Origin of the sequence: Thermus sp., assembly GCF_040290245.1 — a bacterium.
Classification (GTDB): domain Bacteria; phylum Deinococcota; class Deinococci; order Deinococcales; family Thermaceae; genus Thermus_A.
Genome location: NZ_PSMQ01000003.1, coordinates 1 through 22,993 on the forward strand (window position 1 = coordinate 1; position 22,993 = coordinate 22,993).

General features: G+C 65.2%; 20 protein-coding genes and 1 tRNA gene. 15 read left to right on the top strand and 6 right to left on the bottom strand.

Going from position 1 to position 22,993, the window contains the following annotated elements:
* Positions 1-26 precede the first annotated feature (26 nt).
* The 4 genes from C4301_RS00865 to C4301_RS00880 are packed head-to-tail and all read left to right on the top strand — an operon-like array spanning position 27 to position 4,167.
* On the top strand, positions 27-635 hold the full coding sequence (locus C4301_RS00865) for a riboflavin synthase (RefSeq protein ID WP_352413278.1): 609 nt from the start codon (positions 27-29) through the stop codon (positions 633-635).
* On the top strand, positions 628-1,827 hold the full coding sequence (locus tag C4301_RS00870; protein WP_352413233.1) for a bifunctional 3,4-dihydroxy-2-butanone-4-phosphate synthase/GTP cyclohydrolase II: 1,200 nt from the start codon (positions 628-630) through the stop codon (positions 1,825-1,827). Before C4301_RS00865 ends, C4301_RS00870 begins: the two co-directional genes overlap by 8 nt.
* The gene (locus C4301_RS00875) at positions 1,775-3,868 is read left to right on the top strand and encodes a VWA domain-containing protein (RefSeq protein WP_352413234.1); all 2,094 of its coding nucleotides are present in this window, start codon (positions 1,775-1,777) and stop codon (positions 3,866-3,868) included. Before C4301_RS00870 ends, C4301_RS00875 begins: the two co-directional genes overlap by 53 nt.
* On the top strand, positions 3,865-4,167 hold the full coding sequence (locus C4301_RS00880) for a DCC1-like thiol-disulfide oxidoreductase family protein (RefSeq protein ID WP_352413235.1): 303 nt from the start codon (positions 3,865-3,867) through the stop codon (positions 4,165-4,167). Before C4301_RS00875 ends, C4301_RS00880 begins: the two co-directional genes overlap by 4 nt.
* 11 nt (positions 4,168-4,178) lie before the next feature.
* On the opposite strand, the gene C4301_RS00885 is transcribed toward C4301_RS00880, so the two are convergent.
* Positions 4,179-4,272: transfer RNA gene (locus C4301_RS00885), tRNA-Ser, on the bottom strand.
* Positions 4,273-4,346: 74 nt separating this feature from the next.
* Between C4301_RS00885 and C4301_RS00890 the strand changes: the two genes are divergently transcribed.
* The 4 genes from C4301_RS00890 to C4301_RS00905 are packed head-to-tail and all read left to right on the top strand — an operon-like array spanning position 4,347 to position 8,439.
* Positions 4,347-6,821, top strand: a complete 2,475-nt coding sequence (locus C4301_RS00890; protein WP_352413236.1) for a CBS domain-containing protein — start codon at positions 4,347-4,349, stop codon at positions 6,819-6,821.
* A complete protein-coding gene (locus C4301_RS00895) occupies positions 6,796-7,401 on the top strand; it encodes a zinc metalloprotease (RefSeq protein WP_352413237.1) in 606 nt (201 codons plus the stop codon). The genes C4301_RS00890 and C4301_RS00895 overlap by 26 nt, the downstream gene beginning before the upstream one ends.
* A 2-nt stretch (positions 7,402-7,403) precedes the next feature.
* Positions 7,404-8,063, top strand: coding sequence for a site-2 protease family protein (locus tag C4301_RS00900; protein ID WP_352413238.1), 660 nt, complete (start codon positions 7,404-7,406; stop codon positions 8,061-8,063).
* Positions 8,064-8,088: 25 nt separating this feature from the next.
* Positions 8,089-8,439, top strand: coding sequence for a DUF4870 domain-containing protein (locus C4301_RS00905; protein ID WP_352413239.1), 351 nt, complete (start codon positions 8,089-8,091; stop codon positions 8,437-8,439).
* Here the strand turns inward: C4301_RS00905 and C4301_RS00910 are convergent.
* Genes C4301_RS00910 through ileS form a run of 4 tightly spaced genes read right to left on the bottom strand, consistent with a single transcriptional unit; the run spans position 8,436 to position 13,927 of the window.
* Positions 8,436-9,248 carry a deoxyribonuclease IV gene (locus C4301_RS00910; RefSeq protein WP_352413240.1) on the bottom strand — a complete coding sequence of 271 codons (813 nt, stop codon included), beginning with the start codon at positions 9,246-9,248 and terminating at the stop codon, positions 8,436-8,438. The genes C4301_RS00905 and C4301_RS00910 overlap by 4 nt on opposite strands.
* The gene (locus C4301_RS00915; RefSeq protein WP_352413241.1) at positions 9,245-9,745 is read right to left on the bottom strand and encodes a septal ring lytic transglycosylase RlpA family protein; all 501 of its coding nucleotides are present in this window, start codon (positions 9,743-9,745) and stop codon (positions 9,245-9,247) included. The genes C4301_RS00910 and C4301_RS00915 overlap by 4 nt, the downstream gene beginning before the upstream one ends.
* Positions 9,742-10,782 (bottom strand): M24 family metallopeptidase, encoded by a 1,041-nt coding sequence (locus C4301_RS00920; protein ID WP_352413242.1) that lies wholly within the window; start codon positions 10,780-10,782, stop codon positions 9,742-9,744. The genes C4301_RS00915 and C4301_RS00920 overlap by 4 nt, the downstream gene beginning before the upstream one ends.
* A gap of 13 nt (positions 10,783-10,795) precedes the next feature.
* The gene (gene ileS / locus C4301_RS00925) at positions 10,796-13,927 is read right to left on the bottom strand and encodes an isoleucine--tRNA ligase (RefSeq protein ID WP_352413243.1); all 3,132 of its coding nucleotides are present in this window, start codon (positions 13,925-13,927) and stop codon (positions 10,796-10,798) included.
* A gap of 409 nt (positions 13,928-14,336) precedes the next feature.
* Here ileS and fsa point away from each other — a divergent pair, with 409 nt between their 5' ends.
* The 7 genes from fsa to pdxT all read left to right on the top strand — a co-directional run bounded on the left by fsa (position 14,337) and on the right by pdxT (position 21,674).
* Positions 14,337-14,981, top strand: coding sequence for a fructose-6-phosphate aldolase (gene fsa, locus C4301_RS00930; RefSeq protein ID WP_352413244.1), 645 nt, complete (start codon positions 14,337-14,339; stop codon positions 14,979-14,981).
* On the top strand, positions 14,978-16,258 hold the full coding sequence (gene rho / locus C4301_RS00935) for a transcription termination factor Rho (RefSeq protein ID WP_352413245.1): 1,281 nt from the start codon (positions 14,978-14,980) through the stop codon (positions 16,256-16,258). Before fsa ends, rho begins: the two co-directional genes overlap by 4 nt.
* Before the next feature lie 264 nt (positions 16,259-16,522).
* Positions 16,523-17,659, top strand: coding sequence for a peptidoglycan DD-metalloendopeptidase family protein (locus C4301_RS00940; RefSeq protein WP_503012371.1), 1,137 nt, complete (start codon positions 16,523-16,525; stop codon positions 17,657-17,659).
* A 79-nt stretch (positions 17,660-17,738) separates the two neighbouring features.
* On the top strand, positions 17,739-18,620 hold the full coding sequence (gene pdxS, locus C4301_RS00945) for a pyridoxal 5'-phosphate synthase lyase subunit PdxS (protein WP_352413246.1): 882 nt from the start codon (positions 17,739-17,741) through the stop codon (positions 18,618-18,620).
* Positions 18,621-18,980, top strand: a complete 360-nt coding sequence (locus C4301_RS00950) for an ArsR/SmtB family transcription factor (RefSeq protein ID WP_352413247.1) — start codon at positions 18,621-18,623, stop codon at positions 18,978-18,980.
* Between the two features lie 31 nt (positions 18,981-19,011).
* Complete coding sequence (locus C4301_RS00955; RefSeq protein WP_352413248.1) at positions 19,012-21,069, top strand: heavy metal translocating P-type ATPase; 2,058 nt, start codon at positions 19,012-19,014, stop codon at positions 21,067-21,069.
* Between the two features lie 23 nt (positions 21,070-21,092).
* A complete protein-coding gene (pdxT, locus tag C4301_RS00960) occupies positions 21,093-21,674 on the top strand; it encodes a pyridoxal 5'-phosphate synthase glutaminase subunit PdxT (protein ID WP_352413249.1) in 582 nt (193 codons plus the stop codon).
* Here the strand turns inward: pdxT and asnS are convergent.
* The gene (gene asnS, locus C4301_RS00965) at positions 21,671-22,987 is read right to left on the bottom strand and encodes an asparagine--tRNA ligase (RefSeq protein WP_352413250.1); all 1,317 of its coding nucleotides are present in this window, start codon (positions 22,985-22,987) and stop codon (positions 21,671-21,673) included. The genes pdxT and asnS overlap by 4 nt on opposite strands.
* Between the last annotated feature and the right edge of the window lie 6 nt (positions 22,988-22,993).

Sequence of the window (22,993 nt, forward strand, 5' to 3'; positions counted from 1 at the left end):
TGGCTCGAGGCCTATCCGGAGGGGTGATGTTCACAGGGCTGGTGGAGGAAACGGGGGTGATCCTGGGCCGCGAGGAGGGAAGCCTCCTCCGGCTTAAGATCGGGGCGAGGCGGGTTCTAGAGGGGACGCGGGTGGGCGATTCCATCGCGGTGAATGGCGCCTGCCTCACCGTGGTGGACCTGGATGGGGAGGGGTTTTTCGTGGAGCTCGCACAGGAGACCCTGAAGAAGACGGCGGGGCCCTGGCGGGTGGGGCAGCGGGTCAACCTGGAAAGGGCCTTAAGGCTGGGGGACCGGCTTGGGGGCCACTTCGTCACCGGGCATGTGGATGGGGTGGCCCGGGTGGTCTCGGTGCGGCGGGAGGTGGGGGCCTGGGACGTCTGGCTCGAGGCCCCACTACCCTTGGCCCGGTACATCGCCCCCAAGGGCTCGGTGGCCCTAGATGGGGTCTCCCTCACCGTGGCCGGCGTGGAGAGCTGCCGGTTTTTCGTCACCCTCATCCCCCATACCCTCGAGGCGACCACCCTGGCTGAGTGGACGGAAGGGCAAGGGGTGAACCTGGAGGTGGACCTCATCGCGCGCTACTTGGAAAGGCTGATGGCCTTTGGGTCGGTTCCGGAGGAGAGGCATGGCTGAGCTTGCCCGGACGGAGGAGCTTATTGGGGAACTTAGGATGGGCCGCCCCGTGGTTTTGGTGGACGACGAGGACCGGGAAAACGAGGGCGACCTCATCCTCGCGGCGGAGCATGTGAGCCCGGAATGGGTGAACTTCATGCTCAAGGAGTGCCGGGGGCTTCTGTGCGTGGCTTTGACGGAGGAGCGGGCCAGGGCGTTGGACCTCAGGCCCATGGTGGAGCAAAACCAGGACCCCCAGGGGACGCTGTTCACCGTGAGTGTGGACGCCAAGGGGGCCACCACGGGGATCTCCGCCTTTGAGCGGGCGGCGACCATCCGCCTCCTCGCCGACCCCGAGGCCACGGCCCAGGACTTCCGCCGCCCGGGGCATGTCTTCCCCCTCATCGCCCGAAAAGGCGGGGTGCTCCGCCGGGCGGGGCACACCGAGGCCACGGTGGACCTTTTGCGCCTGGCGGGGCTTGTCCCGGTGGGCAGCCTCATCGAGATCCTCAAGGAGGACGGGACCATGGCCCGCCTCCCGGACCTTTTGGCCTTTGCCGAGCGGTATGGGTTCAAGGTGGGTACGATTGCCGACCTCATCCGGTACCGCTTGGAAAAGGGAGACCTCTATGTCAAGCGGCTGGCGGAGGCGACGCTGCCCACCCGGTTTGGCGAGTTTCGCATCCTCGCCTACCGGGACACCCTCACCGGGGAGGAGCACGCGGCCTTGGTCATGGGGGAGTGGACTCCGGATGAGCCCGTGTTGGTGCGCATGCACTCCGAGTGCCTCACTGGGGACGCCCTTCACTCCTTAAGGTGCGACTGCGGCTTCCAGCGGGACCTGGCCATGCAGCGGATCGCAGGGGAGGGAAGAGGGGTTCTGGTCTACCTGCGCCAGGAGGGCCGTGGGATCGGCCTGGTGAACAAGATCCGGGCTTACGCCCTCCAGGACGAGGGCTTGGACACGGTGGAGGCGAACCTGGCCTTGGGCTTCCCCCCGGACCTCCGGGACTACGGGGTGGGGGCGCAGATCCTCTACGACCTCGGGGTCAGAAAGATGCGGCTTCTCACCAACAACCCCCGAAAGATCCGGGCCCTTTCCGGATACGGGATCGAGGTGGTGGAGCGAATCCCCCTGAGGGCGGGGGACAACCCGCACAATGAGCGATACTTGGCCGCCAAAAAGGAAAAGCTCGGCCACTGGATGGATTAGGGCGCTTCTCCTTTTGGTCCTCCTGGGGGCCCTGGTGGACCCCAAGCTTCCCTCTGGGGGCCGGACGGTCTACCTTTTGGACCTCTCCCCCTCCGCCCGGGAGGAGGCCTTGAGGCTTGCCTCGAGGCTCTCCGGGGTGGTCCTGGGCTTTGCCGAGGAGGTCCGGCGGCTTTCCCCTGGGGAGAGGCCCTTTTTGGGAGAGCGGACCCGGGTGGACCGGGCCTTCCAGGAAGCGCTCCCCTACCGCCCGGACCGGGTGGTTCTGATCTCCGATGGGCTTTTTGAACCGGTCGTTCCCCCGTTTCCCCTGTTTGCCCTTTACGTTCAGCCCAGGCCCTTCCTCGAGGTCCGCCTCGTCCCCCCGGCCTTCCCCCTTTTAGGGGAGACGGTGGGGGTGGGGGTGCGGCTCTTCGCACCGGTGGAGGTGGAAGGCCGGGTTCTTTTGGAAGGGCCCGCGGGGACCAGAGCCTACCGGCTGAGGGTGGAGGGGGAGAGGCGGCTTTTGTACACCTTTCCCCTCACCGAAGCCGCCCAGGTCAAGGCGGTGGCGGAAGGGGGGTGGGGTCGGAGCGAGGACCGGGTGGAACTCAGGCCCCAGGACCAGGTCCGGGCTCTGGTTCTAGGGGACGAGGCCTTGGCCGCCCTTTTGCGGGCCCAGGGGTTTTCGGTGGAGGAGGGGCCCTTCCGTCTTCCCTTGGAGGCCGATCTGGTGGTGGTGGGCTTGGGGGTCTTGGACCTCCCGGAGGGGGCGGCCCGGGCCCTGAAGGATTACCTCGAGGCCGGGGGCGGGGTGCTTTTCACCGCCCAGGCGGTTTTCGGGGGATGGGACCGGGCCTTGCCTGAGCATCTGCCCCTGAAGCCTAAAAAGGCCGAAGGGGCAGCCGTGGTCCTTATCTTGGACACCTCGGGGAGCATGCGTGGGGAAAAGCTGGCCTTGGCCGTGGAGGGAGCGCTCCGCCTGGTGGAGGCGGCCTCGGCGGAGGACCGCCTCGGGGTCATCGCCTTCAGCAGCGAGGCCCGCTGGGTCTTCCGCCCTCGGCCCATGACCCCACAGGGCAAAAAGGAGGCGGAAAGCCTTCTCCGCTCCTTGGGAGCGGGGGGCGGGACGGTTCTAGGCCCTGCCTACCGGGAGGCGGTCTTGGCCCTTTCGGAGCTTCCCGGCCGGCGGGCCATTCTCGTCCTTTCGGATGGGGAGGTCTCCGATCCCAAGGAGCCCATTTTGGAAGAGGCCCGGCGGGCGGGGTTCCCCACCAGCACCCTGGCTTTGGGCCAGGACGCGGACAAGGCCTTTCTCAAGGCCCTGGCGGAGGCGGGGGGTGGGGCCTACCTGGAGGTTCTCGAGGCCCGCCTCCTGCCCAGGCTTCTTCTGGCCGAGGGGGAACGGGTCTTCAGGGAGGAGGGTAAACGGGGCCGGTTTCCCGTCCGGCCCCTTTCCCATCCCTTGACGGAGGGGTTTTCCTTTCCCCCGGTGGGGGTGCGGTTTCCCGCCCGGGCCGAGCCCTGGGCGGAGGTCCTCCTCCTTTCCCAGGGCGATCCCCTTCTCGCCTTGGGGGAACGGGGGGAGGGGCGGGTGGCTGCGTTGGCCACGGAGCTCTCCCTTTGGAGGTTTGAGGAGGTCGGGGGGTTTGTGGGGGGGCTCGCCAGGTATCTTTCCGCCCGGAGGACCCTGCGGGTGGAGGTGCAAGGGAATCGGGTCCTGGTCCAGGGAAGGCTTGAGGCCCCCAGGCTCTTGGCAGCGGGGGTAGAGCAGCCCCTCCTTCCCGTAGGCCAGGACCGGTACGAGGGGGTCTTGGAAGGGGAAGGGGTGATTCTGGATGGGAAGCGCCGGATTCCCGTAAGGACCCTTGCCTCAGAGTATCCCCCCCTGGACGGCCGGAAGGTTCTGGCCCAGATGGCGGAAGAAAGCGGGGGGCGGCTTCTTGCGCCTTCAGAGCTCGGCGCTCTGCCCAAAGTCCAAAGCTCCCTTCGGGAACCCCTCCTTTGGCTTGCCCTTTTCCTCTTCCTCCTGGAGCGCTTCGTGCACTATAGACTAGGGGTGTGAGGGCCTACGTGGATGGGGACTGCCCCCTTTGTCGGGCTTTGGGCCGGCTGGTTCCTTCCGTGCCCTACCAGGTGGAACTTCCCCCCGGGGTGAGCCGAAAGGAGGCGGAGGAGGCGCTCCACCTCTGGGACGAAAACCGGCTGTACAAGGGCTTTGACGCCCTGGTCCGTCTAGGCTGGGCGTACCCCCTCTTCTGGCCCCTCTATCCTCTCCTCCGCCTTCTTGGCTGGATGGGGCTTGGGGAGAGGATTTACCGGGCCTTGGCCCTTAGGCGGCCCAAGCGGAAAGGCCGGGGTTAACCCCGGCCCCTTGGCGGAGAGGGCGGGATTCGAACCCGCGAGGGAGGTTTAAGCCCCCCTACACGCTCTCCAGGCGTGCCCCTTCAACCACTCGGGCACCTCTCCAGCGCCCTTGAGTTTAGCAAGGGGCTTTTCCGGCGTCAAGGTAGCCCTTCCGGCTGTCCCAGTAGACTGGATGCGTGCGGATTCTCGCCGCGCACGAGAACCTGGACTTTGATGCTTTGGGCGCCATTCTCCTTGCCCGGAGGCTCTTCCCGGGGGTGGCCGTGCTCCTGGGGGGCCTCGAGGGCCATATGAAGGAGGTGGTGGCCCTTTTCTCCGACCACCTGGACCTGGTGCCCGTGGGCGAGTTGGACCTAGCTCGGGTTTCAGAGGTCGTCCTTCTGGACAACGCCAGGCCCGAGCGGATCGGCCTCCTAAGAAGGCTCGTCGGCCGGGCGCCCTTCCACGTCTTTGACCACCACCCCCCTTCCCCGGGGGATGTGCCCGCGGTGGGCGGGGTGGTGCGGCCCGTGGGGGCCACGGTCAGCCTCCTCGTGCCCCTCCTCGAGGCCCGGGGGGTGCGCCTCACCCCCTTGGAGGCCACTTTGGCCTACGCGGGGCTCTGGGAGGATACCGGAGGCTTTAGCTTCCCCTCCACCAGGGAGGAAGACCTTAGGGCCGGGGCTTTCTTCCTCGCCCAGGGGGCGAACCCCGCCCAGGTCCGGGACTGGGTGCGGGAGCGCTACCCGCAGGAGGCCCGCGCCCTCTTGACCCAGCTTTTGAAGAAGGGGCGGGTGGTGGAGGTGGAGGGGTTCCGCCTTCTCGTGGCCCAGGCCCAGGAAGAAGGGTATGTCCCCGCCCTCGCCCCTCTGGCTCATACCCTGCTGGAGCTGTTTGATGCCCAAGGGGTTTTGATGGTCTTGAAGCTGGGCCGGGATACCCTCTTCATCGCCCGGAGCAAGGTGCGCCTGGACGTGGGCCGGTGGCTTTCCGAGGTGGGGGGCGGGGGGCATCCCCGGGCGGCCTTCGCCCGGGTCCGAGGGGTGAAAAACGCCTTGCGAAAGCTTTTGGATGCCCTTCCACGCCACCTGGAACGGGAGCCTACCCTGGCGGAGCGGATGACCAGGCGGGTGGAGACCCTTTCCCCGACCACGGTCCGGGAGGCCCTTAACCTCCTTCTCGAGCGAGGGTACGGGGGGATGCCGGTGGTGGAGCAGGGCCGCAGGGGGGTGCGGGTCTTGGGCATCGCCCGGCGGCGAGACCTGGAAAAAGCTGTCCGCCACGGCCTCGGCCACCTGAGCGTGACCGCCTTTTTGTCCCGGGCGGTGGTCCTTCCCCCCGGGGCACCCTTGAGCAAAGGGGAGGAGGCCCTGAAGATGGGGGTGGGCCGGGTTCTGGTGGGCGAGGAGGTGGGGGAGGGGGAGCACCGGCTTTTGGGGATCTTCACGCGCACCGATCTCTACCGGACCGAGCCCCCCCGGACCCCCTCTCCTGGGGAGGAGGTCCTGAACCGGCTTCCCGAAGGAGCCAGGCGGGTTTTAAAGGCCCTGAAGGAGGCGTTTCCCAAGGGGGTTTACCTGGTGGGGGGGGCGGTGCGGGATGCCCTGGGGGGGTTTGCCCCGGGACCGGATGTGGACCTGGTTCTGGAGGGGCTTAAGGTGGAGGAGGCGGCCCGGTTTCTCGTGGGCCGCTTCGGCGGGAGTTACGGTCTGCACGTGGCCTTTGGCACCGCGCAGGTGCGGCTTCCGTTCGGCTTGGCGGTGGACCTGGCGGAAGCCCGGGAGGAGTACTACCCCTACCCGGGGGCCCTCCCCAAGGTGCGGCCCAGCTCCATTGCCAAGGACCTGGAGAGGCGGGACTATACGGTCAACGCCATGGCCTTGGCCCTGGAGGACTTCCGCCTTTTGGACCCTTACGGGGGGCTTTCAGACTTAAAGGCCCGCCTTCTTAGGCCTTTACACCCCCTTTCGTTTGTGGAGGACCCCACCCGGATCGCCCGTGGGGCCCGGCTGGCCGCCCGGTTGGGCTTCCGTTTGGCAGAGGAGGCCTTCCCCCAGGTTAAGCCGGCCCTCTTGCCTGAGGTTTTGGACAAGGTCTCGGGAAGCCGCCTCCGAGACGAGCTATACCTCATCCTGAAGGAGCCCGAGCCCACGCGGGCTTTGGAGGTCCTCGAGGACTGGGGAGCCCTTCGTCCCCTTTTTGGTCTCACCCCCCCCCGCAAAGGGCTTCTGGAGCGGGTCCCGGAGCCGGCCGCGAGGCCTGCCGAAAAGCTACGTTCTAGCGAACCTCTAGAAGCCCGCCTTCTCCTTCTCCTTTACGAGCAGGAGGAGCCGGAAGAGGTGGCCAGGAGGCTGGCCCTTCCCAGACGGCTCCTCGAGGGGGTTCGGCTTCTCAGGAACCCCCCTGAGGACCCTGCTCCTTTAAAGGAGGAACCCCTCCGCTCTGCCTTCCTGGCCCTTTTCCCGGAGAAGGAGGCCTGGCTTTACCAGGAGCGGCGCAAGCTCAAAGGGCGAGACCTTCTGGCGCTCGGGCTCTCCCCAGGGCCTAAGGTGGGGGAGATTCTGCGGAAGGTCGAGGAGGCGCGCGCCCGGGGAGAGGTGGCGAGCTTTGAGGAGGAACTCGAGCTTGCCCGTAAACTGATAAGCGATGGGACTTCTTGCGTACCTCAATGACCCGGCGGTTTTCCTGGTCGCCCTTCTTCTTGCCGGTTTGGGCCTTATGGCCCATAACCTAGCCCAGGCCTGGCTTGCCGACCGCTACGGCGATTCCGGGCCTAGGCGGTACGGGTTTTTAACCTTGGACCTTAGGGTCCACCTCGAGCCCTTAGGCCTTCTGCTCCTTCTCCTTTTGGGCTTCGGTTGGCCAAGGCCCGTGCCCTATAGGCTTTTCGGAAGCAGGGAGGCTCGGGTGGCCTTGATGGGGCCTTTGGGCTTTCTTCTCGCCGCATTCCTCTATGGCCTTCTGGCCCGCCTTTTGCCCTATCCCTTTGCGGAAGGGGCTTTTGTGGCCCAGAACCTCATGCTCCTCCACGCGGCCATCTACCTCTTTCCGGTGCCGCCTTTGGATGGTGCCCGGGTGGTCTATGCCCTGGGGGGCCGGGAGGCACGGCTTTTCATGGACCGGCTCGCGGCCTACGGTCCCTTGGGGTTTATCGTGATCTTCTTGGTCCTCTCCTATACCGGGGTGACGGGTGCGGTGGTGCAGGGGCTTGCAGGGCTTTTGGGCTACCTCTACCGGGCCATGGGGCTCTGATTATGATAGACCTTCTTCAGACCCATCCCATGGCCTTTTTTCTGGCCTTTTCGGCCCTTGTTTTTTCCTTGGTCCTTCACGAACTCGGCCATGCCTATGCCGCCTATGCCTTTGGGGATGACACCGCCAAGCGCCAGGGCCGCCTGACCCTGAACCCCTTGGCCCACCTGGACCCCATCGGGACCCTTCTCCTTCTCCTGGTGGGGTTTGGCTGGGCCAGGCCCGTGCCCATCTACCCCCCTCATTTCCGGAACTACCGCCTGGGGCTTTTTGTGGTCTCCATCGCGGGCATTGTGGTCAACCTGGGCCTGGCCGTTTTCCTTGCCCTTTTGGTCAAGCTCCTCTACGCCCTAGACCCCGAGGGGGTGGTCCAGACCTTTCGGGGCCTTGGGGGCTCGACCTATGGCCTACTCGCCTTAGGCTTTTACCTCACCGCTAGCATCAACCTGGTCCTCGCCGCCTTCAACCTGCTGCCCATCCCCCCTTTGGATGGGTCCAAGATCCTCCAAAGCCTCCTGCCCCTTTCCTGGCACCCCTTTTTGTGGCGCCTCGAGCAGTACGCCTGGCTCTCCTTCCTCCTCATCCTCACCGTCTTGAGAGAGCCCATCCAGGCCGTTCTCTCCTGGACCAGAAGCGCATTTTTTCAGCTGATTTTGGGTTAGTATAGCGGTGAGGAGGTGATTGGGTTTGGAACCTGTTCCCGCCAAGGACTCGGAGAAAAACTGGGCCATTGCGGCCCACCTGGCACCCATTCTGGGCTACTTCATTCTGATCGGGCAGATTCTCCTGCCCCTGGGCATCCTTCTTTTTGGCCCCAAGAGCGCCTTTGTTCAGGCCCACGCCAAGGAGTCCTTGAACGCCCAGATCAGCTACACAATCTACGGGCTCGTCCTTATTCTTCTCGCGATGACCATCGTGGGGATTGTCTTCGTTATCCCTCTCTTCGTCTTGGTGCTTTGGAACATGGTGGCGGCGGCGTTGGCCGCAGGCCGGGGGGAGGTGTACGCTTACCGGTTTATCCTCCGGCTTATCCCTTAAGAGGCCTCGAGCCAGGCTTTAAGGATCTGCAGGTTGCGGGCGTCCTCCTCGGGCCCCCGGGGGGTTTCCAGGATGAAGACCTTTCCCTGAAGCCTCGCGTCCCGCACCACCGCCTTCAGGGCCTCCCCCATCTGGCCCTGGAGAAGGTGGGCGTGGTGGTCGATGTGGCTTCCGAATCCCCCCACCGAGTCATTCAGGTGGATCACCGGCACCCGCTCAAGCCCCACCACCCGGTCCAGCTCCCCGATGACCCCTTTTGGGTCGTGGTGCAATGGGTAGCCGGCGCTAAAGGCATGGCAGGTGTCAAAGCAGGCCCCGAAGGGGGTGTCCTCCAGGAGGAAGGCCAGCTCCTCCAGCCTCGAGCCCACCTTCTCCCCACCCCCTGCGGTGTTCTCCAGAAGGAGCCTGGGCTTTTTCCTAACCCCCGCCAGGCGGAAGGCCTTAAGCGCTCCCTCCTTCACCCGTTCCAAAGGGCCTGAGCCCGGATGGACGACCACGTACTCGAGGCCCAGGATCTGGGCCTTTTCCAGATCGTCGGCCAGGCTCATCACGCTTTTTTCCCAGAGCTCCCCCGCTGCCCCCAGGTTGACCAGGTACGAGGCGTGGACCACCCCGGGAAGCCCTCCGGCGTTCTCCCTCAGGGCGCGGAACTCCTCGACCTCCCGGGGGGAAAGGGGCCTTGTCCTCCAGCTTCTCGGGCTTTTGGCGAAGATCTGGAAGGCGGAAAGCTCCAAGCTCAGGGCCTCCTCCACCGCACCGGCCACCCCCTTTTTCCCGGCGATGGAAAGGTGGAATCCGTACCGAATCACTCGAGGACCTCCAGGCGAACCGGGGTGGCGGAAAGGGCCCCAATGGCCTTGGCCGCGGCGTAGGAGAGGTCTATGATGTACCGCCCTCCGAAGGGGCCCCGGTCGTTGATCCGGACCACCACGCTTTTCCCGGTTTTTAGGTTGGTGACCCGGACCCGGGTGCCGAAGGGGAGGCTGGGGTGGGCGGCGGTGAGGGCATGCATATCGTACACCTCCCCACTGGCCGTCTTTCGGCCGTGGAAGCCGGGGCCGTACCAGACGGCGAGGCCCTCCTCCGGGTGTTTTCCCCCAGAAGCCACCGGGGGGCGCCCTTGGCGAAGCCGAAGCACCTGGCCTGGCTGGATCAGGTCCGAGGTGAGGCCGTTTAGCCGTTTGAGTTCCTCCACGCTCAGGCTGTGGGCCCGGGCGATGCGGAAGAGGGTGTCTCCCTTTTGCACCGTATAGGTCTGGGCGAGGGCGGGAAGGGCCAGGAAGAGGGCGAGGAGGGGGGCCTTCATACCTCGAGCCACCCCCTATCCAAGCGGGAAAGGAGCTCAAAGCCCGTCTCCGTCACCAGGACCAGCTCCTCCACCCGCACCCCCGCAAAGCCCGGGAGGTAAACCCCGGGCTCCACCGTGACCACCATTCCAGGCTCCAGGACCTCCTCCGTATAAGCGTTCAGCCCCGGGGCCTCGTGCACGGCAAGCCCCACCCCGTGCCCCAAGGAGTGGGTGAAGTACGCCTTAAGCCCTTCCTTTTCCAGAACGCGCCGGGCCAGGGCGTCCAGCTCCTTCGCGGGCTTTCCCGGGGCGAGCTGGGCCAAGACCTCCTCCAAGACCAAAAGGACCGCGTCGAAAAGCCGCTTTTTTTCGGGGTCCACCCGGCCCACGCCAAAGGTGCGGGTCAGGTCGGAGTGGTACCCCTTATACCGAGCCCCGAAGTCCACCGTCACCATCTCCCCTTCCTGGATGGCTTTTTCCGAGGCCACACCGTGCGGCATCGCCCCTCGAGGCCCCGAGGCGACGATGATGGGGAAGGCGGTGGCCTCGGCCCCGTGGCGGCGCAGGTAGAACTCCAGCTCCAGGGCCAGCTCCACCTCCTTGACCCCGGGGCTGACCAGAGGGAGGATCCGCCGGAAGGCCTCGTCCGCCAGGGCCTGGGCCTTTTGGATCAGGCGGACCTCCTCAGGGGTCTTTTTGATCCGCAGGCGCTCCACAAGCCCACGGGTGGGTACCCACTCCACAGGGGCGAGCTCCCGAAGCTCCTCGAGCCGGGCGTAGGGGAGGTGTTCGGCCTCGAATCCGATGCGGCCCTCCAAGCCCTCGAAGAAGGCTTTTCGCTCCTCACGGGTGAGGATTTTGAAGGGGATGCGGCTTTCCTCCTCCGCCTGGACCGTGTACCGGCCGTCTGTGAGAAGCAAAGCCCCTTCCCGGCTCACGTAGACCTGGGCGTCTTCGGGCGAGGAAAAGCCCGAGAGGTAGCGGACGTTTTCCGGCCTGGTGAGGTATAGGCCGTCCAGGCCTTCCTGTTCCAGTAGGCGAATGAGTTCCTGCACGCCCTAGAGCTTATCACGCCTTCTTTAAGAAAAACCGCACCCGGCCTTCCTCGTCCTCCAGGGCGCTTTCGTATCCCGCCCCTTCCCCCTGGGTGAAGGCCACCGCCAGGACCTCCTCAGCGATGCGGTCCTTGAACCGGGCCAAGGCCTCCTGGTAGGCCCCTTCCGCCTGATAGGCCACCCGGATACGGTCAGCGACCCGAAGCCCCATCCGCTTCCGGGCCTCCTGGAGGTGGCGGATGAGGTCGCGGGCCAGGCCCTCCAGGCGGAGGTCCTCCGTTACCTCCACCTTAAGCGCGGCCACATACCCCTTCTCCTCCAAGGCCAGGTAGCCTTCTGGGCTTTGCGCTTCCAAAAGGATCTCCTCGGGAAGAAGGCGGATAGGGCCAGCTTCCGTGGCCACCTCCACCTCCTCGCCCCGGAGCACGGTTTGGGCCACCGCCTTGGGGTCCAGGTCCTCGAGGCCCTTCCGGATGGACGGAAGGAGTTTTCCATACTTCTTCCCAAGGAGTTTCAGGTTAGGCAAAACCCGGTAGGAGAGGATCCTTTCGCCGGGTTCCAAAACCCTTGCCTCCTTCACGTTGAGCTCGTCTTTGATCTCCTCCAGGAAGTGCCTGAGCCCCTGGCGTTCCTCTTCGCTGGGGGCGGTGAGGAGGAGGAGGGGAAGGGGGGTGCGGGTCTTGACCCCGCTTTTCGCCCGGGCCGAGCGGGCGAGCTCCACCCCTTTGAGCACCGCCCGCATCCAGAGGAGAAGCCGCTCGTCCTTGAGACGGTCTTCGGGCTTTGGCCAGTCCGCAAGGTGCACGGAAAGGGGGGCGGCCTCGTCCACGTTCCGCACAAGGTTTTGCCAAAGCACCTCCGCCAAAAAAGGGGTAAAGGGGGCGGAGAGGAGGGCCACCCGGACGAGCGCCTCCCAAAGCGTGGCGTAGGCCCCTTCCCGGTCTAGGGCGTCCTCGTTTTTCCAGAAGCGGCGGCGGTTCCTACGGATGTACCACTGGGAGAGGTCCTCCACCACAAAGTCCCGGATGGCGCGGGAACCGGTGGTGGGGTCGTAGGCCTCGAGGCTTTCCGTGACCCGTTCCGTGAGGTCCTGGAGCCGGGCGAGGAGCCAGCGGTCCACCTCCGGCCTTTCCTCCGGCCTCGGGCGGTTCTTGAGGTCAGGCCGGTCCAGGTTGGCGTAGGTTACGAAAAAGCTGTAAATGTTCCAAAGAGTTAGGAAGTAGTCCCGCACCACCTCCCGGACCAGGGTGGGCCCGAAACGCCGGTCCGCCTCCGGAGGGGCGGAAACGTAGATGTACCATCTTAGGGCGTCTGCCCCGAACTCCCGAAGGATGTCCCAGGGGTCCACCACGTTCCCCTTGGACTTGGACATCTTCTGCCCCTTCTCGTCCAGGATGAGGCCGTGGCAGATCACGTTCTTAAAGGCGATGGAGTCGAAGAGGAGGACCCCAAGCTGGTGAAGGGAGTTGAACCAGCCTCGAGTCTGGTCGATCCCCTCGGAGATGAAGTCGGCGGGGAAGCTTTTCTGGAAGACTTCCTGGTTCTCAAAGGGGTAGTGCAGGGAGGCGAAGGGCATGGCCCCGGAGTCGTACCAGACATCTATGACATAGGGCACCCGGCGCATCGTCCCGCCGCAGGTGCACTTTAGCTCCACCTGGTCCACGTAGGGGCGGTGGGGATCGAAGGGTTCGGGAAGGGGCGCCGTGGCCCTTTCCCTAAGCTCCTGGAAGCTTCCGATGGCCTCCTCCTTGCCGCAGGCCTCGCAGACCCAGATGGGCAGAGGGGTCCCCCAGTACCGGTTCCGACTTAGGGCCCAATCCACCAGGTTCCTGAGCCACTCCCCGTACCGCCCCTCTTTGATATGGGGGGGAACCCAGTCGATCTCCTGGTTTTTCTCCAGAAGCCTTTCCTTAAAGGCGGTGTTTCGGATGAACCAGGTCTCGGTGGCGTAGTACATGAGGGGGGTGGAGCAGCGCCAGCAGTGCGGGTAGCTGTGGAGAGTCTGCTCCTCCTTGAAGAGGAGGCCCCGGGTGCGGAGGTCCCTTAGGATAGCCCGGTTCGCCTCCCGGAAGAAGAGACCCTTAAAGGGCTCCACCAAAAGCTTCCCCTCCTCGTCCACCGTCTTCAGGAGGGGAAGGCGGTAGGAGCGGGCCGTCTCGAGGTCCTCGGCGCCGAAGGCGGGGGCCTGGTGAACGATGCCCGTGCCGTCTTCCCGGCTCACATACCCGGCCAGGACCACGAAGTAGCCCTTCTCTAAGGGCTGAGGGTAGGGGGGTTCATAGGGGAGGCCTTCCAGCTCCTTTCCAGAAAAAGTCTTTAAAACCCGGGCTTCCTCCCCTAGAAGCCTCCTTCCCAGGGATTCCTCCAGGATCAAGGCCTCATCCCCCACCTGGAAGGCGGCGTAGACGTACTCGGGGTGGACCGCTGCGGCCACGTTCCCGGGGAGGGTCCAGGGGGTGGTGGTCCAGATGAGGAGGCTTGCCCCCTTTAGGCCCAGCCTTTCCGGCTCCTTTAGGGGAAGGCGCACGTAGACCGAAGGGTCGTGGATCTCCTTGTAGCCCAAGGCGAGCTCATGGGAGGAGAGGGGCGTGCCACAGCGGGGGCAGTAGGGGACCACCTTGTGGTCCCGGTAGAGGAGGCCCCGGTCAAAAAGGGTTTTCAGGCTCCACCAGATGCTTTCGATGTAGGAGGGCTGGAGGGTGGCGTAGGCGTTTTCCAGATCCACCCAGTACCCGAGGCGCTCGGTGAAGACCTCCCACTCCTTTTCATAGACGAAGACCGATTCCCGACAGGCCTGGTTGAAGCGCTCGATGCCGTAAGCCTCGATCTCCTTTTTGTTTTTGAGGCCCAGCTTCTTCTCCACCTCGAGCTCCACGGGAAGCCCGTGGGTGTCCCAGCCCGCCCGCCTGGGAACATAGTAGCCCTGCATGGCCTTGAACCGGGGGAAAAGGTCCTTGTAGCTCCGGGCCTGGGCATGGCCCACATGGGGCAGGCCGTTGGCCGTGGGCGGACCCTCATAGATCGTGTACTGGGACCTACCCTCCCGGTTCTTAACGCTTTGCTCAAAGACCCGGTTCTCCTTCCAGAAGCGCAGGACCTCCTCTTCCAGCTCGGGAAAGTTCGGCTCGCCAACCTCCTTGAACATCCGCCACCTCCAATAAAAACGCCCGCGCAGGGCGCGCGGACGAGGCAAGACCCCGCGGTACCACCGCGCTTCGTGGGGGGTTCCCACGCCCTCATTTAGCGCTATCACGGGCGCACCCGGCGGGCATTACTCGGGGTTTTCCCTTTCCTCCCGCGGCTTCCGGGGCGATCTTCCGCCTCTCCGTTGCCGCCGGGCTCGCACCCTCCCCGGCTCGCTGCATGGGCGGACAGGCGTACTCCTCCCCGGTCAGGCGCCTTTACATCCCAAGGCCCCAGGGGGTATAATTCGCCCTTGGCGGCCCTGAGGGCATTTTACGCCGAAGGCGTTCTAGGCCGCAAGTGCGCTTGACACCCCTTAGGGTCCTCTTTTAAGCTGAAGAAAAATCTCCCTTGCGAAAAGGAGCCCAGGCATGGAGCTTTACCTCGATACCGCAAATCTGGCCGAAATCCAGGAGATTGCCTCCTGGGGCGTGCTTTCCGGAGTGACCACTAACCCCAGCCTGATCGCCAAAGAGGGGCGACCCTTTGAGGAGACGATCCGGGAGATATGCCGCCTGGTCCAAGCCCCGGTCTCCGCGGAGGTGACCGCCCTCGAGGCCGAAGGGATGATCGCCCAGGGCAGGCGGCTTGCCGCTTTGGACGGGCGGGTGGTGGTCAAGCTTCCCACCACTTCCGAAGGGCTTAAGGCCTGTAAGGCCCTTTCTTCCGAGGGCATCCCGGTGAACATGACCCTCATCTTTTCGGCCAACCAGGCCCTTTTGGCCGCTCGGGCGGGAGCCAGGTACCTTTCCCCCTTCCTCGGCCGGGTGGACGACATCTCCTGGGACGGTACGGAACTCCTGCGGGAGATTGTGGAGATCGTGGAAATCCACGATCTACCTGCCAAGGTCATCGCCGCCTCCATCCGCCACCCGCGGCACGTCACGGAGGCGGCCCTTTTAGGGGCGGACATCGCCACCATGCCCTACGGGGTCTTCAAACAGCTTCTGCAACACCCCCTTACGGAGATCGGCCTAAGGCGCTTCATGGAAGACTGGGAGAAGGCAAAGCTATGAGGAGAAAAGCAGAGACCCAAGAAACCCCCCTGTCCTACCAGGACCTGGCGGGCAAGATTCTGCCCGAACTCCACCTCCTGGCCCAGGAGGCGGGGATTGAGGGGTACCGGCGGATGAGGAAGGACCAGCTCATCATGGCCCTCCTGGAGCGGCAGACCCAGGGGGAGGGGCTGGTTTTGGTCAAGGGGTACTTGGAGATCAGCCCAGATGGGTACGGCTTCCTGAACGAAAGCCTGTACGACCTGGAAGGCCGCACCGCCATTGTCTCCGCCGGGCTCATCAAGCAGTACGCCCTAAGGAGCGGGGATTACATCATGGGCCGGGCCAGGCCTCCCCGGGAGAGCGAGCGGTACGCCACCTTGGTCAAGGTGGAGTCCGTGAACGACTTGGACCCGGAGGCGGCCAAGAACCGCCCCCGGTTTGACGAGCTCATCCCCCAGTTCCCCGACCGCCAGATCCGGCTCGAGACCACCCCGGATGAGCTTTCCACCCGGGTCATCGACCTCCTTGCCCCCATCGGCCGGGGGCAGAGGGGCCTTATCGTAGCCCCCCCCAAGGCGGGGAAGACCACGTTGCTTAAGAAAATTGCCAACGCCGTCTTGAAGAACGAGCCCGACATCAGGGTCATCGTCCTCCTAATCGATGAGCGCCCCGAGGAGGTCACGGACTTCCGGGAGAGCGTAGGGGGGGCGGAGGTCATCGCCAGCACCTTTGATGAACCGCCCCAGAACCATATCCGGGTGGCGGAGTTTGTCCACGAGCGGGCCAAGCGGATCGTGGAGGAGGGGGGGCATGTGATGATCCTCCTGGACTCCATCACCCGGCTGGCCCGGGCCAACAACCTGGTAACCCCGCCCACGGGAAGAACGCTCTCGGGCGGTTTGGACTCCGCGGCCCTTTACTTCCCCAAGCGCTTCTTGGGGGCGGCCCGCAACATCCGGGGGGGCGGGAGCCTGACCATTTTGGCCACCGCCTTGGTGGAGACGGGAAGCCGGATGGATGACGTCATCTTTGAGGAGTTCAAGGGGACGGGCAACATGGAGCTTCACCTCTCCCGCCGCCTCGAGGAGCGGCGCATCTTTCCCGCCATCGACATCCTCAAGTCGGGCACCCGCCGCGAGGAACTTCTCCTGGGTGAGGAGGTCATCCATAAGATGTGGCTTTTGCGCAAGGTCCTGGCGGACATGGACCCCGCGGAGGCCATGGAGATGCTCCTGGCCCGCCTGGGGCGCACCAAGAGCAACAAGGAGTTTCTCGCTTCCCTGGCGGCCCGATGAAAGGGTGGGCAGGCCTTCTTCGCCCTCTAGGGGCGGGGCTGGAGGCCTAGCCGGTGCACGCTCACCGGTGATGGGGGCCTTTCCTCCTTGGGCCAGGCGGCCCAAGGAGGGGGTTCCTGCGGGGTCTTAGAGGGTTGACTGACTACAACCCCTTGCCTTCTTCCGGGGTGAGGCTGGTATAATCCCCTCCGGGAATTTTACGAGGCCTTTTTGGAGGTGTACGCTTTGAAAAAGGACTGGATGGGGGTTTTATTGGCGGGGGCGATGGTGAACCTGCCCTTGGCTCCGCCCTTTTTATCCGGACTGACCCAGGAGGTTTTGGTGGAGCGGCCCCCCCAGAAGGGCTGGGTCCTTTACCGGGTCCAACCTGGGGACACCTTGGCCAGCATTGCCAACCGGTATGGGGTGGATCTCCGGGCCATCCTTTGGTCCAGCGGCCTTTCCTCCGACCGGCTTCAGGTGGGGCAGGAGATCAAGATTCCCCTGACCGCCTACGAGGAGCGTCCGCCCCGAATCCCCCCCGGGGTGGTGATCCACAAGGTGCGTCCGGGGGAGACCTTAGCCCTACTGGCCGACCGGTACGGGGTGAGCCTTTTGGACTTGGTCTCGGCTAACCCAGGCCTGGAGAGCCTGGACCGTTTGATGGAGGGAAGCCCCCTCTACGTTCCTAAGGGGCAAAAGGGGCTTTTGGTGGAGTTGGCCAAAGGCCAGACCCTGGTGGACCTGGCGGCCCGCTTTGGACTTTCCCCCCTGGAGGTAGTCCGGGCAAACGGCGTGAAGGACCCCTTGGCGATCAAGCCGGGGGATCTGGTTCTCCTTCCGGGGATTCAGGCCAAAACCACCTACCAGCGCCTTCTGGCCAAACAGGAGGAGGAACGAAGGGCCCGCCTCGAGGCCCTCAGGCGGCAGGAGGAGGAGCGTCGTCTGGCCCAAGCCCGGCTTCGCCGAGAGGCCCAGATGCGGGCCCAGGCCCGGCCTCCCCAGGTCCAAAAGCCGGTGGTCCGCCGGGTGAGCTACCAGGAGGGGGGGATGCGCTGGCCCCTTTCCGGGTTCCGCATCACCACTTATTTCGGGCAGCGGGGCGCTTTTCAGCGCTTTCATACAGGGGTCGACCTAGCCGCACCGTATGGGACCCCCGTTTACGCGGCCAGAGGCGGCCAGGTGGAGGTGGCGGGATGGAGTGGCCTCGGATATGGCCTCCACGTGATTCTGGACCACGGGGGTGGGGTGGAGACCCTTTACGCCCACCTGTCCCGCATCGCCGTTCGGCCTGGGGCCTGGGTGGAGGCTGGGGAGGTCATCGGGTATGTGGGCTCCACCGGATGGGCCACCGGTCCCCACCTGCACTTTGAGGTTCGGGTGGAGGGGAGCCCCCGGAATCCCCTGGCGTATCTACCCTAGGGTGTGGAAAACCCTTTGGGGGCCTGGCCCCCTTTTTTCTTTGCCCCCCAGGGCCTAAAGTGGTTAGGGAGGGTTTGGCATGGAGAAGGGCACGATTAGGGTAAAGACTGGGTTTGCGGAGATGTTCAAAGGGGGGGTCATCATGGATGTGACCACCCCCGAGCAGGCGGTGATCGCCGAGGAGGCGGGGGCGGTGGCGGTGATGGCCCTGGAGCGGGTGCCCGCGGATATCCGCGCCCAGGGTGGGGTGGCCCGGATGTCGGATCCCAAGATCATCAAGGAGATCATGGCCGCCGTCTCCATCCCCGTCATGGCCAAGGTCCGGATCGGCCACTTCGTGGAGGCCATGATCCTCGAGGCCCTCGGGGTGGACTTCATCGACGAGTCCGAGGTCCTGACGCCTGCGGACGAGGAGCACCACATCGACAAGTGGCGGTTCAAGGTCCCCTTTGTGAACGGGGCCCGGGACCTGGGGGAGGCCCTCAGGCGGATCGCGGAAGGGGCGGCCATGATCCGCACCAAGGGGGAGGCGGGGACCGGAAACGTGGTGGAGGCGGTGCGCCATGCCCGCACGATGTGGAAGCAGATCCGCTACGTTCAGTCCCTGCGGGAGGACGAGCTCATGGCCTACGCCAAGGAGATCCAGGCCCCCCTTGAACTCGTGAAGTGGGTCCATGAGCATGGCCGGCTTCCCGTGGTGAACTTCGCCGCCGGGGGCATCGCCACCCCTGCGGACGCCGCGCTGATGATGCACCTCGGCATGGATGGGGTCTTTGTGGGAAGCGGCATCTTCAAGTCTGGGGACCCTAAAAAGCGCGCCCGGGCCATTGTGCGGGCCGTGACCCACTACAACGATCCCGAGGTCCTGGCCGAGGTCAGCGAGGATCTGGGTGAGCCCATGGTGGGCCTTAACCTGGACCAGCTTAAGGAGGAGGAGCGCCTGGCCAGGCGGGGTTGGTAGATGGACCGGGCGGTCTGCGGGGTGTATGAGGTCCACCCGGAGCGGGTGGAGAAGGCCCGGGCTGCCCTTCCCAAGGAGGCGGCCCTTAAGGGGGCGGCCCTTTTCCTTAAGGCCCTTTCCGACCCCACCCGGATGCGCCTTCTTCTGGCTTTGAAGGCGGCGGGGGAGCTTTGCGTCTGCGACCTGGCCCTCCTTTCCGGGGTTTCCGTCTCGGCGGTGAGCCATCAGCTGAGGCTTCTTAGAGAGGCCCGTCTGGTGGAGTTTCGCCGGGAGGGCAAGCAGGTCTACTACCGCCTGAAGGATGGCCATGTCTTCACCCTCCTGGAGGAGGCCTTAGCCCACGCGGAAGAAAACACTTGAATAATCGCTCAAGTGATGCTACACTGGGGTCATGGAGGCCCCCAGGATGTACGTCTACCATCTGGAGGGCATGGACTGTGCAGACTGTGCCCGAAAGGTGGAGGATGCTTTAAAGAGGCTGCCCGGGGTGGCCCGTGCGGAGGTGAGCTTCCAGACGGGTAAGCTTTACCTTTACCTCGAGGCGCCGGAGGCTGAGCTCGAGGCCCGCCGGAGGGTGGAAACCATGGGTTACCGCCTGCGAAGCTCATTACCGAAGCGGCTTCCTGGCCCATGGGCCTGGGCCATGGCCTCGGGAGGGCTTTTGCTTCTGGCCTTTCTATTTGGACGCCTTTGGCCTTTCCTCAGTCCCCACGCCTATAGCTTGGCCGCGTTGGTGGGGGTCCTTCCCCTTTTGGCTAGGGCGTTTCGCCAGTTTCACCAGAATCCTTTCGGTATCCAGACCCTGGTCAGCCTGGCCACCTTGGGGGCCCTGGCCATCGGGGCCTGGGCTGAGGCGGCGGTGGTGGTCTTCCTTTTCTTGGTGGGGGAGGGGTTGGAAGCCCTGAGCGTGGCCAAGGCCCGGCAGGCCCTTCTTGGCCTTGGGGGGCTTATGCCTAAAAGGGCCTACCGCCTGGGGCCTGCTGGGGTGGAGGAGGTGGCCCTAGAGGTCCTTGGACCAGGCGACCTGGTGCGGGTTCCCCCGGGGGAGCGGGTGCCCGCAGATGGGGTGGTGCTCGAGGGGGAAGCCTGGGTGGAGGAGGCCGCCTTCACTGGGGAGCCCCTTCCCCGGGCCAAGGCGCCGGGGGAGAGGGTCTATGGGGGAAGCCTCGTGGTGGAGGGAAGCCTCCTAGTCCGGGTGGAACGCCTTCCCAAGGAGAGCTTCCTATGGGAGATGGAACGGCTTGCGGAGGAGGCCCTCCTTGGGAAAACCCGGATGGAGAGGCTGGTGGACGCTTTCAGCCGCCGCTACACCCCGGCGGTCCTGCTTTTCGCCGCGTTTTGGGCCTTGATTCCATCCCTTCTTCGAGGGGATTTTAGCGGTCATCTCTACCAGGCCCTGGCCCTCCTCCTCATCGCCTGTCCTTGTGCTTTGGTGATCTCTGTACCCGCGGCCATGGCCGCGGGTGTGGCCAGAGGGGCCCGGCTGGGGGTGCTTTTCCGAACCGCGGCGGCCTTGGAAAGGCTGGCCCGGGTTCGGTGCCTCGCCCTGGACAAGACGGGCACATTGACCTTGGGACGGCCTAGGCTTCTCCGGGTGGAGGCCCTGGTGGGAACGGAGGAGGAGGCCCTGGCCCTGGCTAAAGCGGTGGCGGAAGCCTCGGCCCACCCCCTGGCCCGGGCGGTGCGGGCCGCTTCTGGGGGGCTTCCTGGGGTACGGGCCCAGGACCACCGGGCGGAGCCGGGGTTTGGGGCCTTCGCCAAGGTGGAGGGAAAGGAGATAGGGCTTGTCCGTCCAGAAAGGGTCCCACTCCCCCCTTCTCTCCAGGCCCGGGTGCGGGCGTTGGAAGAGGAGGGCCTGAGCCTCTCCCTTTTGGTGAGGGAGAAGGAGGTGGTGGCCCTTCTGGCCTTCCAGGATGAGCCCAGGCCTGAGGTTCGGGAGGTCTTGGGCCAGGTCCGAGCCCTGGGGATTAGGCCCGTTCTCCTCACTGGGGACCGGGAGGCCGCCGCCTTGGCCCTCGGCCAGGCCTTGGGGTTTTCCCCGGCGGAGGTGTGGGGGGGTCTTTCCCCCTTGGACAAGTTGAAGCGCGTGGAGGCGTTGACGGAGGAGGGGGGCGTGGCCATGGTGGGGGATGGGGTGAACGACGCCCCGGCCCTGGCCCGGGCCACGGTGGGCTTGGCGCTTTTGGAGGGCACAGAGGCCGCCCTCAGGGCCAGCGACGTGGGCCTCTTTTCCCTTTCCGCCCTCCCCAAGGCCTTCTGGCTCAGCCGGAGGACCCTGGCGGTGGTCCGGCAGAACATCGCCTTGGCTTTGGGTCTGAAAGGGGTCTTCCTCCTCACCACCCTTGTGGGCCTCACGGGGCTTTGGCCCGCCGTCCTTTCGGATACAGGGGCCACCGTCTTGGTGACGCTCAACGCCCTTCGCCTTCTTTGGGAACAAGGCCGACCTTGACAGGACCTTTTTCCAGGCCCAGGATGGGGAACGTGATCGGTGTTTTGGCGCTACAGGGGGATTTTCGCGAGCACAAAAAGGCCCTCCAGGCCCTGGGGGTGGAGGCGGTGGAGGTGCGCAGGCCCGAGCACCTAAAGGGCCTAAAGGGCCTCATCGTCCCCGGCGGAGAGTCCACCACCATCGGGAAGCTGGCCCGGGAGTACGGCCTCGAGGAGGCGGTGCGCAAAAGGGTGGAGGAGGGAAGCCTGGCCCTCTTCGGCACCTGCGCGGGGGCCATCTGGCTTTCCAAGGAGGTTTTGGGCTATCCCGACCAGCCCCGGCTTGGGGTTCTGGATGTGGCCGTGGAGCGGAACGCCTTCGGCCGCCAGGTGGAAAGCTTTGAGGAGGATATCCCGGTCCGGGGCCTCGAGTCCCCCTTCCATGCGGTCTTCATCCGGGCCCCCCTTTTCGCCCGGCTGGGGGAGGAGGTGGAGGTTTTGGCCGAGTATGCGGGCCGGCCGGTTTTCGTCCAAGAGGGGCGGGTCCTTGCCGCCAGCTTCCACCCCGAGCTCACGCCAGACCTTCGGCTTCACCGGAGGTTTGTAGAACTGGCCCAGGAAATTTAGGGCCGCATCCGGGTGTACATCCGGGGGAAGGGAATGGCCTCGCGCACGTGGCTTAGGCCGCAGACCCAGGCCACCGTCCGCTCGAGGCCCAGTCCAAACCCCGAGTGGGGCACGCTGCCAAAGCGCCTCAGGTCCAGATACCAGTCGTAGACCTCCTCGGGCAGGCCAAAGGCCCGGATCCTTTGCCTTAAGAGCTCGAGGTCGTGGATCCTCTGGCTTCCCCCGATGATCTCCCCGTACCCCTCAGGGGCTAGAAGGTCGTCGTTCAATACGAGCTCAGCGTCCTCGGGGTCCGGCTCCATGTAAAAGGCCTTGATCCGGGCGGGGTAGCGCTCGATGAAGACGGGTCGGTCGAACTGGCGGCTGATGGCCGCCTCCTGCGGGGCTCCGAAGTCATCCCCATAGGGGATGGGGGGCAGCTCGGGGTCCTGCTCGGCCAGCCGGTTCACCAGGGCCACCGCCTCCTTGTAGGTGAGCCGGGGGTAGGGCCCCTCCAGGGCGGGCTCCAGGGCCTTCGGATCCCGTTCCAAGACCTCCAGCTCCTTGGCCCGCCTCTCCAGCACCCGGGCCACCAGGTGGCGCACCAGCTCCTCTTGAAGGGCCATGTTCTCCTCGTGGGTCATGAAGGCCACCTCGGGTTCCACCATCCAGAACTCCAGAAGGTGTCTCCGGGTCTTGGACCGCTCCGCCCGGAAGGTGGGGCCAAAGGTGTAGACCTTGCCAAAGGCCAAGGCTCCCGCCTCCGCATAGAGCTGCCCCGACTGGGAAAGGTAGGCCTTCTCCCCATCAAAAAGGTCCACTTCAAAAAGGTCCGTGGTCCCTTCCACCGCGCTCGGGGTGAGGATCGGGGCGTCAAAGCGGAGAAAGCCCCGCTCGGCGAAGAACTCGTGGATGGCCCGCTCCAGCTCGTCCCGGATCCGCAAAACCGCCCAGGGGCGGCGGTGGCGGAGCCAGAGGTGGCGGTGGTCCATGAGGAAGTCGATCCCGTGCTCCTTGGGGCCGATGGGATACTCCTCCTGGGGTTTGTGGAGCACCCTTAGCCCCCGCACCGAAAGCTCGTACCCGCCGGGGGCCCGCTCGTCCTTTTTCACCAGGCCAACCACCTCCAAGGCCGTCTCCTGGGGAAGGTGGTCCGCTTCCAAAAACGTCTCCTCCGGCACCTCTCCCCTGGCCACCGTGGCCTGGAGGAAGCCCGTCCCGTCCCGCAGGATGAGGAAGTGGATCTTCCCCTTGCTCCGGCGGTTCATGAGCCAGCCCCTGAGCAGGACCTCCTGGTCCAAATAGCGGTGGACTTCCTCGATAAAGACGCGCACCCTTTT

Excerpts from the sequence above, each read along its gene's own strand:
- C4301_RS00865 (WP_352413278.1), top strand. The coding sequence starts at position 27 with ATGTTCACAGGGCTGGTGGAGGAAACGGGGGTGATCCTGGGCCGCGAG.
- C4301_RS00870 (WP_352413233.1), top strand. The coding sequence starts at position 628 with ATGGCTGAGCTTGCCCGGACGGAGGAGCTTATTGGGGAACTTAGGATG.
- C4301_RS00875 (WP_352413234.1), top strand. The coding sequence starts at position 1,775 with ATGAGCGATACTTGGCCGCCAAAAAGGAAAAGCTCGGCCACTGGATGG.
- C4301_RS00895 (WP_352413237.1), top strand. The coding sequence starts at position 6,796 with ATGGGACTTCTTGCGTACCTCAATGACCCGGCGGTTTTCCTGGTCGCC.
- C4301_RS00900 (WP_352413238.1), top strand. The coding sequence starts at position 7,404 with ATGATAGACCTTCTTCAGACCCATCCCATGGCCTTTTTTCTGGCCTTT.
- C4301_RS00915 (WP_352413241.1), bottom strand. The coding sequence starts at position 9,745 with ATGAAGGCCCCCCTCCTCGCCCTCTTCCTGGCCCTTCCCGCCCTCGCC.
- ileS (WP_352413243.1), bottom strand. The coding sequence starts at position 13,927 with ATGTTCAAGGAGGTTGGCGAGCCGAACTTTCCCGAGCTGGAAGAGGAG.
- fsa (WP_352413244.1), top strand. The coding sequence starts at position 14,337 with ATGGAGCTTTACCTCGATACCGCAAATCTGGCCGAAATCCAGGAGATT.
- rho (WP_352413245.1), top strand. The coding sequence starts at position 14,978 with ATGAGGAGAAAAGCAGAGACCCAAGAAACCCCCCTGTCCTACCAGGAC.
- C4301_RS00940 (WP_503012371.1), top strand. The coding sequence starts at position 16,523 with ATGGTGAACCTGCCCTTGGCTCCGCCCTTTTTATCCGGACTGACCCAG.
- pdxS (WP_352413246.1), top strand. The coding sequence starts at position 17,739 with ATGGAGAAGGGCACGATTAGGGTAAAGACTGGGTTTGCGGAGATGTTC.
- C4301_RS00950 (WP_352413247.1), top strand. The coding sequence starts at position 18,621 with ATGGACCGGGCGGTCTGCGGGGTGTATGAGGTCCACCCGGAGCGGGTG.
- C4301_RS00955 (WP_352413248.1), top strand. The coding sequence starts at position 19,012 with ATGGAGGCCCCCAGGATGTACGTCTACCATCTGGAGGGCATGGACTGT.
- pdxT (WP_352413249.1), top strand. The coding sequence starts at position 21,093 with ATGGGGAACGTGATCGGTGTTTTGGCGCTACAGGGGGATTTTCGCGAG.